Below are 16,260 nucleotides of genomic sequence, written 5' to 3'. Positions count from 1 at the left end.
TGCTTTTTGAAAGCCGAGTTATGAACAATCTAAGTTAAAATTACGTCTCAATAGTCACTAGAGATGCTTGACAAACAAAACCATTCTTACTTATCCCGACACAATTATCACAATCTTGCAATAACATGTGATAGAAATGAAATGAAAACGAGAGGCAATCGTGAATTAAAATATCGCTATTTGTTATGTTCAAAAACAGTAAGCTTCTATAAGAACTAAAAACGCTGACTGTCTTAAAGAATAAACTCAGACTTAATATTCAATTTTAAAATTTTATCATGAAAACAAATTTTTTATTCACCTTATTACTCTCAGTAGTATTTACATCTACTGTATTTTCTCAAGGACTGGTAGATGGTTTTTTTAACCCTAAGGGTGATTTATCTGTTACAGCAAGTTATACACGCAGTACCTTTGACGCTTTTTATATAGGAAAAGATAAAGTAGACCCTATACCTGCTCACAATGAAATAGATCAAGATATTTATAATTTATATGCAAAGTATTCCATCACAGATAACTTTACTGTTATCGCAAATGCACCTTATATAAGCGCTCAAGGAAATGGAGTTGCAGACCCAGTAAATGGGACAACAGAGCAATCTGATTTTCAAGATATAAGTTTATACGGTAAATACAGAGCCTTCAGTACAAAACTAGGTAAAGCAAGACTAGACGGTCTAGGTGCTGTAGGTGTTACATTACCTGGTGGTTATGAGCCTAACGGTATATTATCTCTAGGTTCTGGAGCGGTAACGACTAACTTACATCTAGGTGCTCACTTACAGGCAGACTCTGGTTTATTTGCTACAGCGGTTGCAGGATACAGTCTACGTGGTGATGCAGATGATAATATAGGTGTTAACGGTGGTAGCGATCTAGATGTACCAGATGCTTTATTATTCATGGGTAAAATAGGATATTCTAACGCTCTTTTTTATGTAGAAGCATGGATGGATTACCAGTCTTCTTCTGACGGTAGAGATATTTCTGACGCAGATTTTGGTGGTAGATTTCCAGAGACACAAGTAGATTATACACGTATAGGTGTTACCGCTTATGTACCTGTACTCCCTTCATTAGGATTAAGCGCTGGATATGGAACACTAGTCGACGGACGCAATGTAGGAGATTCTAATTATTTTAATCTAGGAGTGACCTATTCGCTTTCAGTCGGTTCTAAGAAAGCAAAATAATTAGTTAGTTCTATTTTATAGAAGAGAACTCTTACCAGAAAATCGCTTCTATAAACCTTAAAAATAGGACATAAAAAAGCTCGATCTTAAAAGATCGAGCTTTTACTATTTTACACCTATTCTATTAGGCTATTTCTTCCATGGCATTTACTTTAATTAATGCATTTTGAATAGTATCTCTATGCTTTATCAACACGCTTTTTGTTGATGGTGGCAAGGTAGTTTCTGCAATAATTTCATTGTATTCTTCTACTGCGCTTTTCTCACCTCTTACAGCCTCTTTTAGAATTGCTTCTTCATTATCTGAGGTAAAAGTGGACTTTATATTCATCCAGGTGCGATGTGCATCTCCTTTTAAACTTGTCCCTTTTTCTGGACTCTCTCCATAACTTTTAATCTCTTCCTTTAATTCATGTCCAAAATTATAACGCTCTTGTTGTTGTTTTGAGAAAAAGTCTTTTAATCTACTGCTATTCACTTGCTCTGTTGCTAGTTTATATCCAGCCTCTGCATCATAGTTTTTAGTTAGTAAATCATTTAATTTTTGTGATACTTCTTTTGTGTAGTTCATAATATTTGTTTGTATGGTTAATAATTAATTACACCACAAACATATAACAATGAACCAGTTACAAACGACCGATTAAGACAGGTTTAAAAAAAGCTTAGTAGAGATTTAAGATTACCTTACTTTATCTCGTTTTTATGTTAAGAGATTTAAGGTTTTTGTATCATTCAAAACAACCTCTTAAAATAGTTTACCATTCCGCTTTCGCGAAAGCGAAACTATAGAACATAAAAAAGCCCAATCACAGGATTGGGCTTTGATACGTTTTAGTAATAAATATAATTAAAATTATGAACCGCACATCTCACAGTCGTCACCATTACTGGCAGCGTCTTTTGCTCGTTGCAAGATTAATTTATATTCTTCGGCAGTCATTTCTTCATTTTCTGTGATCACGTTAGTATTCACAACTGGCTGCGTTTGATTCATAACATTTGCCGCTGCTGGCGCACTATCTTCTACAAATAGAGACTGAGACTGTGCTGGAGCAGCTGCTTGAGGCTGTACGGGAGCTGGTTGTGATACTTGCTGTTGTGCTCTTAATGTATTTGCTGCTTGTGCTGGCGCTGTTGTACTAAGAACAGGAACCTCTACTGCTGCAGGTGCTGTGATAGGTGCCGCTTTCTTTTCTTTTGTTACTGTAAATTTAATTGCATCTACTGCTGCTTTAGTTCTTAGGTAATACATTCCTGTTTTTAAACCACTTTTCCACGCATAGAAATGCATAGAGGTAAGCTTAGAAGTAGTCACGTTTTCCATGAACAGGTTTAAGGATTGCGACTGGTCGATAAAGAAACCTCTCTCGCGAGACATATCAATAATATCTTTCATCTTCAATTCCCACACTGTTTTATAAAGCTCTTTAATATCTTCTGGGATTCCTTCAATTGCTTGGATAGAACCATTATTTCTCATAATAGCATTCTTCAAACTATCATCCCAAAGTCCTAGATCTACAAGATCTTTAAGTAAGTGCTTGTTTACTACGATAAATTCTCCCGAGAGCGTTCTACGTGTGTAAATATTAGAAGTATAAGGCTCAAACGCCTCGTTATTACCAAGGATTTGAGAAGTACTAGCAGTAGGCATAGGCGCAACTAATAGTGAGTTTCTCACACCGTGCTCCATTACTTTAGTTCTTAGGTCTGCCCAGTTCCAACGACCGCTTAAATCTGTATCGTTTACATTCCACATGTTGTACTGGAATTCTCCTTTTGACATAGGTGAACCGGCAAATGTAGAATAAGGTCCTTCTTCAATAGCCATTTCCATAGAAGCCTCACAAGCTGCAAAGTATAAAGTCTCAAAGATCTCTGAGTTTAATTTCTTTGCCTCGTCACTAGTAAATGGAAGACGTAACATGATAAAAGCATCTGCTAGACCTTGAATACCTAATCCTACTGGTCTGTGACGCATGTTAGAATTTTTTGCCTCGATTACTGGGTAATAGTTGCGATCGATAACTTTATTAAGGTTGCGAGTTACTCTTTTTGTTACTTTATAAAGTGATTTATGATCAAATGCACCATCTTTAATAAACATAGGTAATGCGATAGAGGCTAGGTTACATACTGCAACCTCGTCTGGAGATGTGTACTCCATGATCTCTGTACACAAGTTAGAAGACCTGATGGTACCTAAATTCTTCTGGTTAGATTTATTATTTGCTGCATCTTTATACAACATATATGGTGTACCAGTCTCGATTTGAGATTCTAGTATCTTATCCCATAATTCACGAGCCTGGATGGTCTTGCGACCTTTTCCTTCTTGCTCATATTTAGTATACAATGCTTCAAACTCATCTCCATGAAGGTTATAAAGATCTGGACACTCGTGTGGACACATTAATGTCCATGTAGAGTTAGTCTCTACTCTTTTCATGAAAAGGTCTGAGATCCACATCGCATAGAATAGATCGCGTGCACGCATTTCTTCTTTACCGTGATTCTTTTTAAGATCAAGGAAATCAAAGATATCTGCATGCCATGGCTCCATATAAATAGCAAAAGAACCTTTACGTTTTCCTCCACCTTGATCTACATAACGCGCTGTGTCGTTATATACTTTAAGCATAGGTACAATACCGTTAGAAGTACCGTTAGTACCACCTATGTAAGAACCTCTCGCACGTATATTGTGAATAGATAGACCTATACCACCAGCGCTTTGTGAGATTTTTGCTGTTTGCTTTAATGTATCGTAAATACCCTCTATACTATCGTCTTGCATCGTTAATAAGAAACAAGAAGACATTTGAGGTTTAGGTGTACCTGCGTTAAATAATGTAGGTGTTGCATGAGTGAAGAACTTTTTAGACATCAACTCATAGGTCTCTATAGCTGCGTCTAAATCGTCCATATGAATACCTACAGACACACGCATTAACATGTGTTGTGGACGCTCTGCAATCTGACCGTTAATTTTTAATAAATAACTGCGTTCTAATGTTTTAAACCCAAAGTAATCGTACCCAAAATCACGATTATAGATAATGGCCGAGTTCAAGCGGTCTGCATTATCTTGTATTACTTTATACACCTCGTCAGAGATCATAGGTGCAGCTTTCTCCGTACGCGGATTTACGTATTGATAAAGATCTGTTACTACGTCAGTAAAGGTCTTTTTTGTGTTTTTGTGCAGGTTAGAAACCGATATACGCGCTGCAAGTCTTGCATAGTCTGGATGTGCAGTAGTCATAGTTGCAGCAGTCTCTGCAGCTAGGTTATCTAGTTCACTAGTAGTAACACCGTCATATAACCCATCGATTACACGCATAGCTACTTTTACTGGGTCTACATGATTACTTAAACCATAACATAATTTACGTACTCTCGCTGTGATTTTATCAAACATCACTGGCTCCTTGTGGCCGTCTCTTTTTACTACAAACATATTGAACTATTTTATTTGGGTTAAGAGATAAGGATTCTACTCCCTTTCTCTTGTAATTGGGTTAACATAAGTGAAAATATCTTGACATATTTTCGGTAATCTATAATGGAACAACTAGTACAGTTGTAAGATTTAAAGCTGTTGCGATCTAGAAATCAGCATCTAAAGAAAAAGAATCCATAGAATCTTTATCTTCTTTAGTACTATTCATAACACCAGCTTTTTGGTACTCACCTACTCTTTTTTCAAAGAAGTTGGTCTTCCCTTCCATACCTATTAAATCCATAAAATCAAACGGATTAGTCACGTTATAAACAGGCTCGCACTCTAGCTCTACTAGTAAACGGTCTGTTACAAACTCTAGGTATTGAGTCATTAATTTTGCATTCATACCTATTAAACTAGCAGGTAATGACTCTGTAATAAACTCGCGCTCTATATTTAAGGCGTCCACAATAATTTCTGTGATACGTTCTTTAGGTACTTTATTAATAAGGTGGTGATTATGTAAGTGTACTGCAAAATCACAGTGCATACCCTCATCACGAGATATCAATTCATTAGAAAACGTAAGTCCTGGCATTAAACCACGTTTCTTTAACCAGTAAATAGAACAGAAAGCACCAGAGAAGAAAATACCTTCCACCGCTGCAAATGCAATAAGACGCTCTGCAAATGATGGACTATCAATCCATTTCATTGCCCAGTCTGCCTTTAATTTAATCGCCGGGAAATTTTCTATCGCTTTAAAAAGCTGGTCTTTTTCTTTATCGTCTTTTACATAAGTATCAATAAGAAGCGAGTAAGTCTCAGAATGTATGTTTTCCATCATGATCTGGAAACCATAGAAAAACTTAGCCTCTGAATATTGAACTTCATTTACAAAGTTCTCTGCTAAATTCTCATTTACAATACCGTCACTTGCTGCAAAAAAAGCAAGAATGTGTTTTATAAAATAACGCTCGTCAGAATTAAGAGATTGTTCCCAGTCTGTAATATCAACTTGCAAATCGATTTCTTCGGCTGTCCAGATACAAGCTTGTTGTTTCTTATACCATTCCCATAAATCATCATGTTGAATAGGAAAAATAACAAATCTATTTGGATTCTCTTGTAATATAGGTTCTTGAGTCGTCTGCATGTGGCCTTTAATTATCTCGTTAATTTCTTAAAACTTAAGAGTAACAAAGATGGCTAAAGTTTGAGGCGATATGGAGGTTTTAACATTTGCCTTTTTCACAAGTTTTCAACATAGAACTTTTGTGAATTATTTGCTGCAAAAAACTAACCTACAGTCGTTTAACATATTGTTACGACGAATGGTTTTTTACGCAATTTAGAAATGTTAAATCACTTATTTCATCACTACTGAGCCACGGTTTGAGGACTTTTCCTACGGTAAGTTAGAGTATTTTTATAAGAAGTTATCCACGATTTTATAAAAGCAGAACTGTAAAAAACACTCCTTAAAAACGCAGATTTTGAATTACCGCTCTAAAAATCCTTTGCGATTTCTTCTAATTCAGAATACCATTCCTGACCGAATTTTCTAGTCAGTGGTTCTTTTAAAAATTTATACACTGGTACGCCTAACTCTTCACCTAGCGCACAGGCATCGTCACAAATTTGCCATTTGTGATAATTCACCGCTTTAAAATCGGTATATTCTTGAATACGCACTGGATATAAATGGCAAGAGATAGGTTTGTAAAAAGTCGTTTTACCATCTCTATAAGCAGACTCTATACCGCACAATGCCGTACCATCTTCCTTAAAAGTAGCATAAACACACTCTTCATTATTAACAAGTGGTGTTTCTAGCTCTCCATTCTCACGCTCTATCCACGTACCTTGTTCTTCTATAACCGCAATACCTTCTGGACGTAAATAAGGTTTTATCTTCTCATATTCACGATCTAGTATATCTAACTCCTTTTGCTCAAGAGGCGCGCCAGCCTCTCCTGCTACACAACAAATTCCTTTACATGCAGTAAGATTACATACAAAGTCTTTTTCAAGAAGGTCATCAGACACAATGGTTTTTCCTAACTGGAACATAAGGCAAATATTAGATTGCAAAGATAGCTTTTGAACCTGAATTAAGAATTCAATCTTAGATTCTAAATACATAGCCCATAAATAAACCATAGACACGTTTTAAAATATTAGTTTTATGATCACTCCTTATATGTTTACAGATGATTGTACTTATATCGCTTTCGCGAAAGCGATACCTAAATAAAAATTTAATAGGATTTCTAATTCATTTATATTTGCAGCACACACATCTATGTTATGAAATATAATCGCATTTTATTAAAACTATCTGGAGAAGCCTTAATGGGTGAACGACAGTACGGTATCGATCCTAAACGCCTGGCAGAATATGCTCAGGAAATAAAAGAAGTTACCGATCTAGGTATAGAGGTAGCCATAGTAATAGGCGGCGGTAACATTTTTAGAGGTGTTGCTGGAGCTAGTAATGGTATGGATCGCGTACAAGGTGACCATATGGGTATGCTAGCAACCGTAATTAACGGTCTTGCGTTACAAAGTGCTCTAGAAGATGCTGATGTACCTACTAGATTACAAACTGCGATTAAAATCAACGAAGTAGCTGAGCCTTTTATACGTCGCAAGGCCATGAGGCATTTACAAAAGGGACGCGTAGTAATTTTCGGTGGTGGAACAGGTAATCCTTACTTTACTACAGACAGTGCTGCTGTTCTAAGAGCTATAGAAATAGAGGCAGATGTTATTCTTAAAGGTACTCGTGTAGATGGAATTTACACTGCAGACCCAGAAAAAGATGCGTCAGCAACTAAATTTGATTTCATAACCTTTGACGATGTATTGAGCAAAGGTCTTAAAGTAATGGACACTACGGCATTTACTTTGAGTCAAGAAAATGAATTACCTATTATCGTTTTTGACATGAATACAAATGGTAATTTAATTAAGCTCTTAAGTGGAGAAAACATAGGTACTAAAGTACAAATGTAAAAACGGCAATATATTTGCATAGCATATTATAAAAATACTAGTGATGACTGAAGAAATTAATTTTATACTAGATAGCGCCAAAGAAAACATGGACAACGCTATCACACACTTAGAAAAAGAACTTTTAAGTATACGCGCAGGAAAAGCAACTCCTGCCATGTTGAGCACAGTAATGGTAGACTACTACGGTAGCCAGACGCCATTATCACAGGTAGCAAACGTTTCTACTCCTGACGCACGTACATTAACTATACAGCCGTGGGAAAAAGGAATGATTACCGAAATTGAAAAAGGTATCATGTATGCTAACTTAGGTTTAAACCCTATGAATAACGGAGAAAGCGTTATCATAAACGTACCAGCTCTTACAGAAGAAAGACGTAAAGATCTTGCAAAACAAGCAAAAGCTGAAGGCGAAGAAGCAAAAATAGGTGTACGTAACGACCGTAAGGTAGCTATGAATGATCTTAAGAAACTAGATATCTCTGAAGATTTACTTAAAAATGCTGAAGACGATGTGCAAAACTTAACTAACAAATATGTCGCTAAAATAGACGAGCATCTAGTAGTTAAGGAACAAGAAATCATGAAAGTATAATAGATTGCTGTCTATTTAATAAAACGCCAGTGTCATTACTGGCGTTTTTTTTTGCCTTCACAATATTCTCTTAAGTACCGTAGTTTTATTACTGTGCTTATTCTATTTTTAACTTTTCTAAGCAAATCATTTTATGAAGTTAGTTTTTGGTGTTTTCATTTCGCTTTTATGCACTGGTATGTTTGCTCAACAGCAAAGCACCAGAGAGGCCGAGATGTTAATGACCAAGGTACTGATCTCTTCAAAGAAAAATGACCCTACTCATAAACTGAATTCCTATAAGTACGATGCTTATGAGAACCTCAAAGTTTCTGGAGATCCAGAGGCACTTACCGGTCCTGGATATAAAAAAACAGAATTAAGAAAAACACTTAAGAAAACCGGAGTCTTCTTTGCCGAAAAAACATCGCAACACATTTATGATGATATAGAAGGCTACAAAGAGATTATCACTGGAGCAAATATGCCTGGATTTGAGAAACCAGTCTATCCTATTTATAATATAGATTTTCAATCTGAAAATATATATGACAACACCTATATAATATTTGATCAAGAGTTTATAAGCCCACTTAATGAAAAGGCTCCTTCTTTATATGATTTTAAAATAGAGAAAGACACGATAATTAATGACAGGCCTGTTTCCAAAATCATCTTTACTCCTAGATATAAAAAAGAAGCACAATTATTCTACGGCTCCTTATATATAGATCATGAAACTAATGGTGTAGCAAAGGCTGTTTTTAAAAAAACAGGTGACCTTAACATCATCGCATACCATGACTTTATTTATAATCCTACCACGTCCTTATGGTTTAACAGTTCTAGAAAACTCTATGTAAGAAAAGAGAAAACTAGAAAAGAATTAGAAATACTAGGTGCAAGACTAGAAGTAGGTATAGAAAAAAAAGTAGGTGATGATCAAAATGCATCTGAAGAGCTTTACCTTATTATAGAAGCTGTAAACTCAAATTTTAAAACCAACAAAGAGATTAATTATGGTAGAAAAGGTCTTAAAATAGAAGTCCAAGACAGTGCCATAATACAACAAGAAAAATACTGGGATAAGTATCGCGGTGATGATGCGTTTTCTACCACAGAGCTTGCTCGATTTATGGATCTAGACAGTATAGTCGCAGCGTCTAACATCACTCGTAAGTTAGAAACTCTAGACAAATTTAAAGTCGGTTACTTCCCTGTAAGTTTCTTTGACATAGATTTAAAATACTTAGTTAAATTCAATGATTACGAGGCTTTTAGAATAGGTATAGGTGGACAAACTAATGAAAAACTAAGTGAAAACTTTAGAATTAATGGATACCTAGCCTACGGTACTAACGACGCTGTTTTTAAACATAAAATAGGAATAGGCTATCGTATTAATAAAGAAAAGAACACCTGGTTAAACATCTATAAACAAGATGATATCAACGAATTTGCTGCAGAAAGTTTTCTAACCGATGCAAGGGTCTACTCTCTTTTTGAACCTAGATTAATTAACATACCTACTTTTTATCTTTACAAGCAGTATGGAATGTCTTTACAACAGCGATTATTTCCATCTGTGATTAGTGAAGTATCGCTTTCGCGAAAGCGAGTTACCCAAACAACAAATTACCAGTTTAACCCAACTGGAGATCCCTTTTCTGAATATGTATTATCAGAAATCTCTCTAGGCGCAAGATGGAGTCCTGTCAGTGAATTTATGCGCACACCACAAGGTTATCAAGAAATATCTAGAGGTTATCCTATTTTAAGCGGGCAAATTACACAAGGAATAAAAGGCCTAGCAGAGAGTAACTTTAACTATCTTAAAGTTTCTGGAAAAGCAGAATACACCATAAACAGACCTAACCAAACCAGTACCGATTTTATGATAGAAGGTCATTACAGTGCTGGAGAAGTACCTCTAACACACTTGTATCATGCCTACCCTAACGCACCTAACAAAGATGAAATCTTACAGCGTTTTTCTGTAGCTGGTAGGCGTAGTTTTGAAACCATGTATTTTAATGAGTTTTTCTCTGATAAACTTTTAATAGGACAGGTAAAACATAGATTTGCTCCATTTAGAATATTCTCTTTTCTACAGCCAGAACTGGTATTGATATCTAAAGCCGCATGGGGTGATCTAGATAATGAGCAACGCCATGAAAACATAACCTTTAACACCCTAGAAAAAGGGTATTTAGAGAGCGGTTTTGAATTGAATAAACTCATCTTTGGGTTCGGTTTAAGTGCTAGTTATCGTTATGGAGCCTATCATTTACCTGATTTTGCAGATAACCTTGCTCTCAAGTTTACATTCTATCTAGAGCTATAACACTGTTTTAAGCATAATTAAGTCTTCATTCCTTATATAATTACGTCTTTTAAAAGTACCTTTGCGCGCCTTAAATTGAGCCATGCAAAAGTTATTTAGTTTTAGATTTTGGAATAGTATCGCTAGACTTATACTGCGCAATAGAGAAGTGATTCTCGCCTTAATAGTTATTGCAACTATTGCACTAGCCACGCAATGGAAACACATGCAGTTTACTCATACAGAGGCTAACTTACTACCTGACGATCACCCTGTTAATGAAGAGTACAATAAATTTCTAGACAAGTTTGGTGAAGAAGGAAACCTAATTATTCTAGGTGTAGAAAACAATAATCTCGATAATTACCAACGATTTAATGCCTGGAATGCACTAGCAGACTCTCTTGCAACATTTGAAGAAGTAGAACTGGTCTTATCCACTTCTAACCTGCCTAACCTTACTAAAAATAGTGATAATACACAGTTTATAGTAAAACCTGTTCTACAAGAACCTCTTAAAAACGATCAAGAATTAGCTACGTTTAAAAAGAAACTTTTTAACGATCTTCCTTTTTATAAAAACCTAATCTATTCAGAAAACGACAGCGTTATACGTACCGCTGTTTACATTAAAAAAGATATCGTCAACACCATACTACGCAAGGATTTTATCATAGATAAATTTCAACCTATACTAGATCAATATGCTAGCGATAATCAACTAGACATTAAAGTATCTGGAATGCCTTATATAAGAACACTTAATGCTCAAAACATAGTAGATGAGATAGGAATGTTCTTGCTCGCAGCTCTAGCTATTACGTCTGGTATTTTCTTCTTTTTCTTTAGATCCTGGCGTGCTACATTTATCTCCATAGTAACCGTTGTTATAGGTGTAATGTGGGCTTTTGGCCTCTTAGGATGGATAGGTTATGAGATCACTGTGCTTACCGCATTAATACCACCGCTCATTATCGTTATAGGGATTCCTAACTGTATATTCTTGATTAATAAATATCAGCAAGAAATTAAGAAACACGGTAACCAGGCAAAATCTTTACAGCGTGTCATTACTAAAGTTGGTAACGCCACTTTAATGACTAACCTAACCACTGCCAGTGGATTTGCTACTTTCATCTTTACAGAAAGTAAATTATTAGTTGAGTTTGGGGTAGTAGCGAGTATATGTATAATCGCTATATTCTTACTAAGCCTAATGATTATACCTATCATTTATAGTTACCTCTCTATTCCTAAAGAGCGTCACTTAAAACACCTAGGTAAAACATGGATCAACAAATTTGTAGACTGGAATGAACGCATGGTAAAAAGACAGCGCATCCCTATTTACATTACCAGCGTTGTCGTACTAATTCTAAGTTTTATAGGAATATATCAGATTAAAGTCTCTGGTAGTCTTATAGAAGACATGCCTAAAAGCATGCAGTTCTATAAAGACATTAAGTTCTTTGAAAAGAGCTTTGATGGTATCATGCCTTTAGAAATTTTAGTACACAGTAAAAACGAAAAAGTAACTTCCTTAAAGACACTTAAAAGACTCAATAAGCTAGAAGAACACATTATTGAGACTCCAGAACTGTCCAGACCTATGTCTATCGTGTCTGCCGTAAAATTCAGTAAACAGGCACATTATGGTGGAGATCCAGAATACTTTGATCTACCATCTACTTATGACGCAGTTACCATGTCTAAGCTCGTAAAGAAAAGCTCTAATGATATTTCTCTAATGAAAAGCTTTGTAGACAGCACAGGACAGAATGCTCGTATTACCACTTTCATGAAGGATATGGGAACCGATCGCATGGAACGTGTAGAAGAAAACTTAAGAGAGAAAATTAAAACCATTTTCCCAGAAGAACGTTATGAAGTAACCCTAACTGGTAAAGCTCTCGTTTTCCAAAAAGGTACCAACTACCTTATCAACAATCTTATTTTATCCCTATCATTAGCTATTATTCTTATAGCCGTATTTATGGCATGGATGTTCAAGTCTCTACGCATGATTTTTGTATCACTCGTGCCTAACTTACTACCACTATTAATTACCGCAGGACTTATGGGCTACCTAGGCGTGCCTATTAAACCGTCTACCATACTGGTATTCTCCATCGCATTTGGAATATCAGTAGATGACACGATACACTTTCTAGCAAAATACCGTCAGGAATTGATCGCAAACGATTGGAAAATAAAACGCTCTGTTTATGGCGCTTTAAAAGAAACCGGCGTGAGTATGTTTTACACATCTATCGTCCTGTTTTTTGGCTTTTTGACATTTACCGCATCAAGCTTTGGTGGTACCGTTGCATTAGGTGCTTTGGTAAGTGCTACCTTACTTTTTGCAATGGCAGCAAACTTGTTATTATTACCTAGTATGTTGCTTTCATTAGAAAAAAGCATAGCAAACGAGCGCACCTTTAAAAAACCAGCGATTCCATTAATTCCGCCAGCGGTAGATGAGGAAGAGGAGTAAGATTTTAGTTCCGCTTTCGCGAAAGCGAGATAAACACCAACACCATTACATTTACAATCATTATTAATTGTGCTTACGGCCCATAAAAATTATATTTGCCGTACTGAATTCATCAAGTAAACCAATGAAAAGAATAGCAGCAATACTCCAGTCTGACCCTAGTATGGTCGAGATAACCATAAAAGGATGGGTACGTAGTTTTAGAAACGATAGATTTATAGCATTAAACGATGGATCTACCATACATAATTTACAGGCAGTAATAGAGCCTGAAAATTATGATCGCGATCTTCTAGATCAGATTAATGTTGCTGCAGCCGTTGCTGTAACAGGTACACTTATAGAAAGTGCAGGATCTGGACAGCGCATAGAATTGCAAGCTACCAAAGTAGAAATACTTGCTACTGCAGACCCTGAAGAGGTAAAGAAGACTATTCTATCGCCTAAGAAGCACAATCTAGAAACACTAAGAGAACAAGCACATTTACGTGTCCGTACGAACACCTTTGGCGCAGTGATGCGTGTGAGAGCCGCACTTTCTTTTGCGGTACACAAATATTTTCAAGAACAAGGATTTTATCAAGCGCATACACCTATAATTACAGGTAGTGACGCAGAAGGCGCTGGAGAGATGTTCCGCATTTCTACGTTAGATCCTAAGAATCCGCCGCTGGATGAAGAAGGAAATATAGATTACAAACAAGATTTCTTTGAGAAGGAATCTAACCTTACGGTTTCAGGTCAGCTAGAGGCTGAGACGTACGCGATAGGATTAGGTCAGGTATACACCTTCGGCCCTACTTTTAGAGCAGAAAATTCTAACACGTCTCGTCACCTTGCAGAATTCTGGATGATAGAGCCTGAGGTTGCATTTAACGATCTAGATGCAAACATGGACCTAGCAGAAGGTTTCTTGAAATCTGTTATTGATTATGCATTAGAAAATTGTGCAGATGATATTGCCTTTTTAGAAAAAAGACAGGCCGACGAAGACAAACAAAAGCCTGCTGCAGAGCGCAGTCCAATGCCTCTACGTGAAAAGCTAGAATTCATAGGCAAGAATAACTTTAAACGTGTTTCTTATACAGAAGCTATCGATATTCTTAGAAATTCTAAGCCTAACAAAAAGAAGAAATTCAAATATCCTATTAACGAATGGGGCGCAGATCTTCAGTCGGAGCATGAGCGCTACTTAGTAGAAAAACATTTTGAATGTCCTGTAATCCTTTTTGATTACCCTGCAAAGATTAAAGCATTCTACATGCGTCTTAATGATAAAGATGCTAACGGAAATGAAACGGTAAGAGCTATGGACATCCTTTTCCCTGGAATAGGTGAAATGGTAGGTGGATCACAACGTGAAGAGCGTTATGATGTCTTAAAACAGAAAATGACCGACATGGAAATCTCTGATGAAGAGTTAGGATGGTATCTAGAGATGCGTAAATTCGGTAGTGTGGTACATAGTGGTTTTGGACTAGGATTTGAACGTCTGGTAATGTTCGTAACTGGTATGGGTAACATAAGAGATGTAATCCCTTATCCACGTACTCCTGGAAATGCTGAATTTTAAATAACATATAATACATTTATAAAAGTCCCGATTTCTAAATTAGAAATCGGGACTTTCTAGTTAAAGTGAGTAGTCAAAACCACATGAATAATGATTACTTATAATTTTAACAACTTTAGCACTTATCAAATAGGCTTTTAGTATTTTTACATAGTTAGAAAACAAACATGCTTAAACAGTCTTTAAATTTTAAATTATCCCAGAAGTTATCTCCTCAACAAATTCAGTTGATGAAGTTGATACAATTGCCTACACAGGCTTTTGAACAACGTGTAAAATCTGAATTAGAAGAAAATCCTGCTCTAGACAGCGGTAAGGAAAAGTCTGAAGATGAGTACGACGAGTATTCTAATCAAGATGATTATGATGACGGTAATGAAACTATAGAAACAGACATCAATGTAGATGACTATTTAAGTGATGACGATGTTCCAGAATACCGAACAAAAGTAAACAATTACAGTGCTGACGATGATGATAAGAGTGTGCCCTACGCAGCAGGTAAGTCATTTACACAAACTCTAGTAGAGCAATTAAATACTAGAAGATTAAATGAACAAGATAGAGCTATTGCAGAGTTCCTAGTAGGTAGTATAGATGGTAGCGGTTACATAAGAAGATCTATTGAGGACATCGCAGATGACCTTGCGTTTACCATGAATATCTATACCGATGTGGACGAGGTAGAAAAAGTTCTTACTGTAGTTCAAGATCTAGATCCTGCAGGTGTAGGAGCTAGAAGCCTACAAGAATGTTTGCTATTACAACTAAAACGCAAAAACAAATCAGAGAGTAATGAATTAGCGATAAAGCTGATTAGAGACTACTTTGACGCATTTAGTAAAAAACATTATTCTAAAATAATGACTAAATACGATATCACTGAAGAAGAATTACGTGACGCTATAGATGATATTGAGCACTTAAACCCAAAACCAGGAGGATCTTACACTGGTGGAAGTACAAGAATAGTAGAACAAGTAGTACCAGATTTTAATATTAGAATTAAAGACGGTCTTCTAGAACTAACTCTTAATGGTCGTAATGCTCCAGAATTACATGTTTCTAGAGATTACTCCAACATGCTACGTGGTTATAAAGAAGCAAAAGAAAAGACCAAATCTCAAAAAGATGCGGTTATGTTTATCAAACAGAAACTAGATGGCGCAAAGTGGTTTATAGATGCGATTAAACAACGTCAGGAGACACTTTTTGTCACCATGTCTACGATTATGCATTATCAAGAAGAATATTTCCTTACAGGTGACGAACGTAATTTAAAGCCAATGATCTTAAAAGATATCGCAGATAAGATCAACATGGATGTATCTACAGTTTCAAGAGTTGCAAACTCAAAATATGTAGACACACCATATGGTACTAAATTGATTAAAGAATTTTTCTCAGAATCAATGACTAATTCTGATGGTGAAGAGGTTTCTACAAGAGAGATAAAGAAAATCCTAGAAACAGTTATTGGAGAAGAAAGCAAGAAAAAACCACTTACTGATCAAAAACTAGCCGAATTACTAAAAGAAAAAGGATATCCTATCGCACGTAGAACTGTGGCAAAATATAGAGAGCAACTAGACATACCAGTAGCAAGGTTAAGAAAAGAGATCTAGAATCTT

General features: G+C 36.0%; 11 protein-coding genes. 7 read left to right on the top strand and 4 right to left on the bottom strand.

The window, feature by feature from the left end; translation table 11 throughout:
• Positions 1-278: 278 nt before the first annotated feature.
• Entirely contained in the window at positions 279-1,196 is a 918-nt protein-coding gene (locus tag ABJF08_RS02410; RefSeq protein WP_348114448.1) for a hypothetical protein, read from the top strand.
• A 124-nt stretch (positions 1,197-1,320) separates the two neighbouring features.
• Here ABJF08_RS02410 and ABJF08_RS02405 read toward each other — a convergent pair whose 3' ends face one another.
• The 4 genes from ABJF08_RS02405 to ABJF08_RS02390 form a co-directional block, all read right to left on the bottom strand.
• Positions 1,321-1,767, bottom strand: coding sequence for a PA2169 family four-helix-bundle protein (locus ABJF08_RS02405; RefSeq protein ID WP_348114447.1), 447 nt, complete (start codon positions 1,765-1,767; stop codon positions 1,321-1,323).
• Between the two features lie 285 nt (positions 1,768-2,052).
• Entirely contained in the window at positions 2,053-4,659 is a 2,607-nt protein-coding gene (locus ABJF08_RS02400) for a ribonucleoside-diphosphate reductase subunit alpha (protein WP_348114446.1), read from the bottom strand.
• Positions 4,660-4,807: 148 nt separating this feature from the next.
• Positions 4,808-5,800 (bottom strand): ribonucleotide-diphosphate reductase subunit beta, encoded by a 993-nt coding sequence (locus ABJF08_RS02395; RefSeq protein WP_348114444.1) that lies wholly within the window; start codon positions 5,798-5,800, stop codon positions 4,808-4,810.
• Positions 5,801-6,153: 353 nt separating this feature from the next.
• Complete coding sequence (locus tag ABJF08_RS02390; RefSeq protein ID WP_104513893.1) at positions 6,154-6,717, bottom strand: DUF3109 family protein; 564 nt, start codon at positions 6,715-6,717, stop codon at positions 6,154-6,156.
• Between the two features lie 237 nt (positions 6,718-6,954).
• Here ABJF08_RS02390 and pyrH point away from each other — a divergent pair, with 237 nt between their 5' ends.
• From pyrH to rpoN, 6 genes are all read left to right on the top strand, one after another.
• Entirely contained in the window at positions 6,955-7,662 is a 708-nt protein-coding gene (gene pyrH / locus ABJF08_RS02385; protein ID WP_348114443.1) for a UMP kinase, read from the top strand.
• A 43-nt stretch (positions 7,663-7,705) separates the two neighbouring features.
• A complete protein-coding gene (gene frr / locus ABJF08_RS02380) occupies positions 7,706-8,260 on the top strand; it encodes a ribosome recycling factor (protein ID WP_348114442.1) in 555 nt (184 codons plus the stop codon).
• Between the two features lie 133 nt (positions 8,261-8,393).
• Positions 8,394-10,583: a DUF5686 family protein gene (locus ABJF08_RS02375; RefSeq protein WP_348114441.1), complete on the top strand. Its 2,190-nt coding sequence runs from the start codon at positions 8,394-8,396 to the stop codon at positions 10,581-10,583.
• An 82-nt stretch (positions 10,584-10,665) separates the two neighbouring features.
• Positions 10,666-13,056 carry an efflux RND transporter permease subunit gene (locus ABJF08_RS02370; protein WP_348114440.1) on the top strand — a complete coding sequence of 797 codons (2,391 nt, stop codon included), beginning with the start codon at positions 10,666-10,668 and terminating at the stop codon, positions 13,054-13,056.
• Positions 13,057-13,180: 124 nt separating this feature from the next.
• Positions 13,181-14,629 carry an asparagine--tRNA ligase gene (asnS, locus tag ABJF08_RS02365; RefSeq protein ID WP_348114439.1) on the top strand — a complete coding sequence of 483 codons (1,449 nt, stop codon included), beginning with the start codon at positions 13,181-13,183 and terminating at the stop codon, positions 14,627-14,629.
• Positions 14,630-14,796: 167 nt separating this feature from the next.
• Entirely contained in the window at positions 14,797-16,254 is a 1,458-nt protein-coding gene (gene rpoN / locus ABJF08_RS02360) for an RNA polymerase factor sigma-54 (protein WP_348114438.1), read from the top strand.
• Positions 16,255-16,260 lie beyond the last annotated feature (6 nt).

This window comes from Nonlabens sp. (assembly GCF_039941875.1).
Classification (GTDB): Bacteria; Bacteroidota; Bacteroidia; order Flavobacteriales; family Flavobacteriaceae; genus Nonlabens.
Note: the sequence above shows the minus strand (reverse complement) of the source record. Positions and strands in the feature narration are given on the sequence as shown.

Bases quoted from the DNA above. Each gene is read 5' to 3' on its own strand.
- pyrH (WP_348114443.1), top strand. From the start codon at position 6,955: ATGAAATATAATCGCATTTTATTAAAACTATCTGGAGAAGCCTTAATG.
- ABJF08_RS02375 (WP_348114441.1), top strand. From the start codon at position 8,394: ATGAAGTTAGTTTTTGGTGTTTTCATTTCGCTTTTATGCACTGGTATG.
- ABJF08_RS02400 (WP_348114446.1), bottom strand. From the start codon at position 4,659: ATGTTTGTAGTAAAAAGAGACGGCCACAAGGAGCCAGTGATGTTTGAT.
- ABJF08_RS02405 (WP_348114447.1), bottom strand. From the start codon at position 1,767: ATGAACTACACAAAAGAAGTATCACAAAAATTAAATGATTTACTAACT.
- frr (WP_348114442.1), top strand. From the start codon at position 7,706: ATGACTGAAGAAATTAATTTTATACTAGATAGCGCCAAAGAAAACATG.
- ABJF08_RS02370 (WP_348114440.1), top strand. From the start codon at position 10,666: ATGCAAAAGTTATTTAGTTTTAGATTTTGGAATAGTATCGCTAGACTT.
- rpoN (WP_348114438.1), top strand. From the start codon at position 14,797: ATGCTTAAACAGTCTTTAAATTTTAAATTATCCCAGAAGTTATCTCCT.
- ABJF08_RS02390 (WP_104513893.1), bottom strand. From the start codon at position 6,717: ATGTTCCAGTTAGGAAAAACCATTGTGTCTGATGACCTTCTTGAAAAA.
- ABJF08_RS02410 (WP_348114448.1), top strand. From the start codon at position 279: ATGAAAACAAATTTTTTATTCACCTTATTACTCTCAGTAGTATTTACA.
- asnS (WP_348114439.1), top strand. From the start codon at position 13,181: ATGAAAAGAATAGCAGCAATACTCCAGTCTGACCCTAGTATGGTCGAG.
- ABJF08_RS02395 (WP_348114444.1), bottom strand. From the start codon at position 5,800: ATGCAGACGACTCAAGAACCTATATTACAAGAGAATCCAAATAGATTT.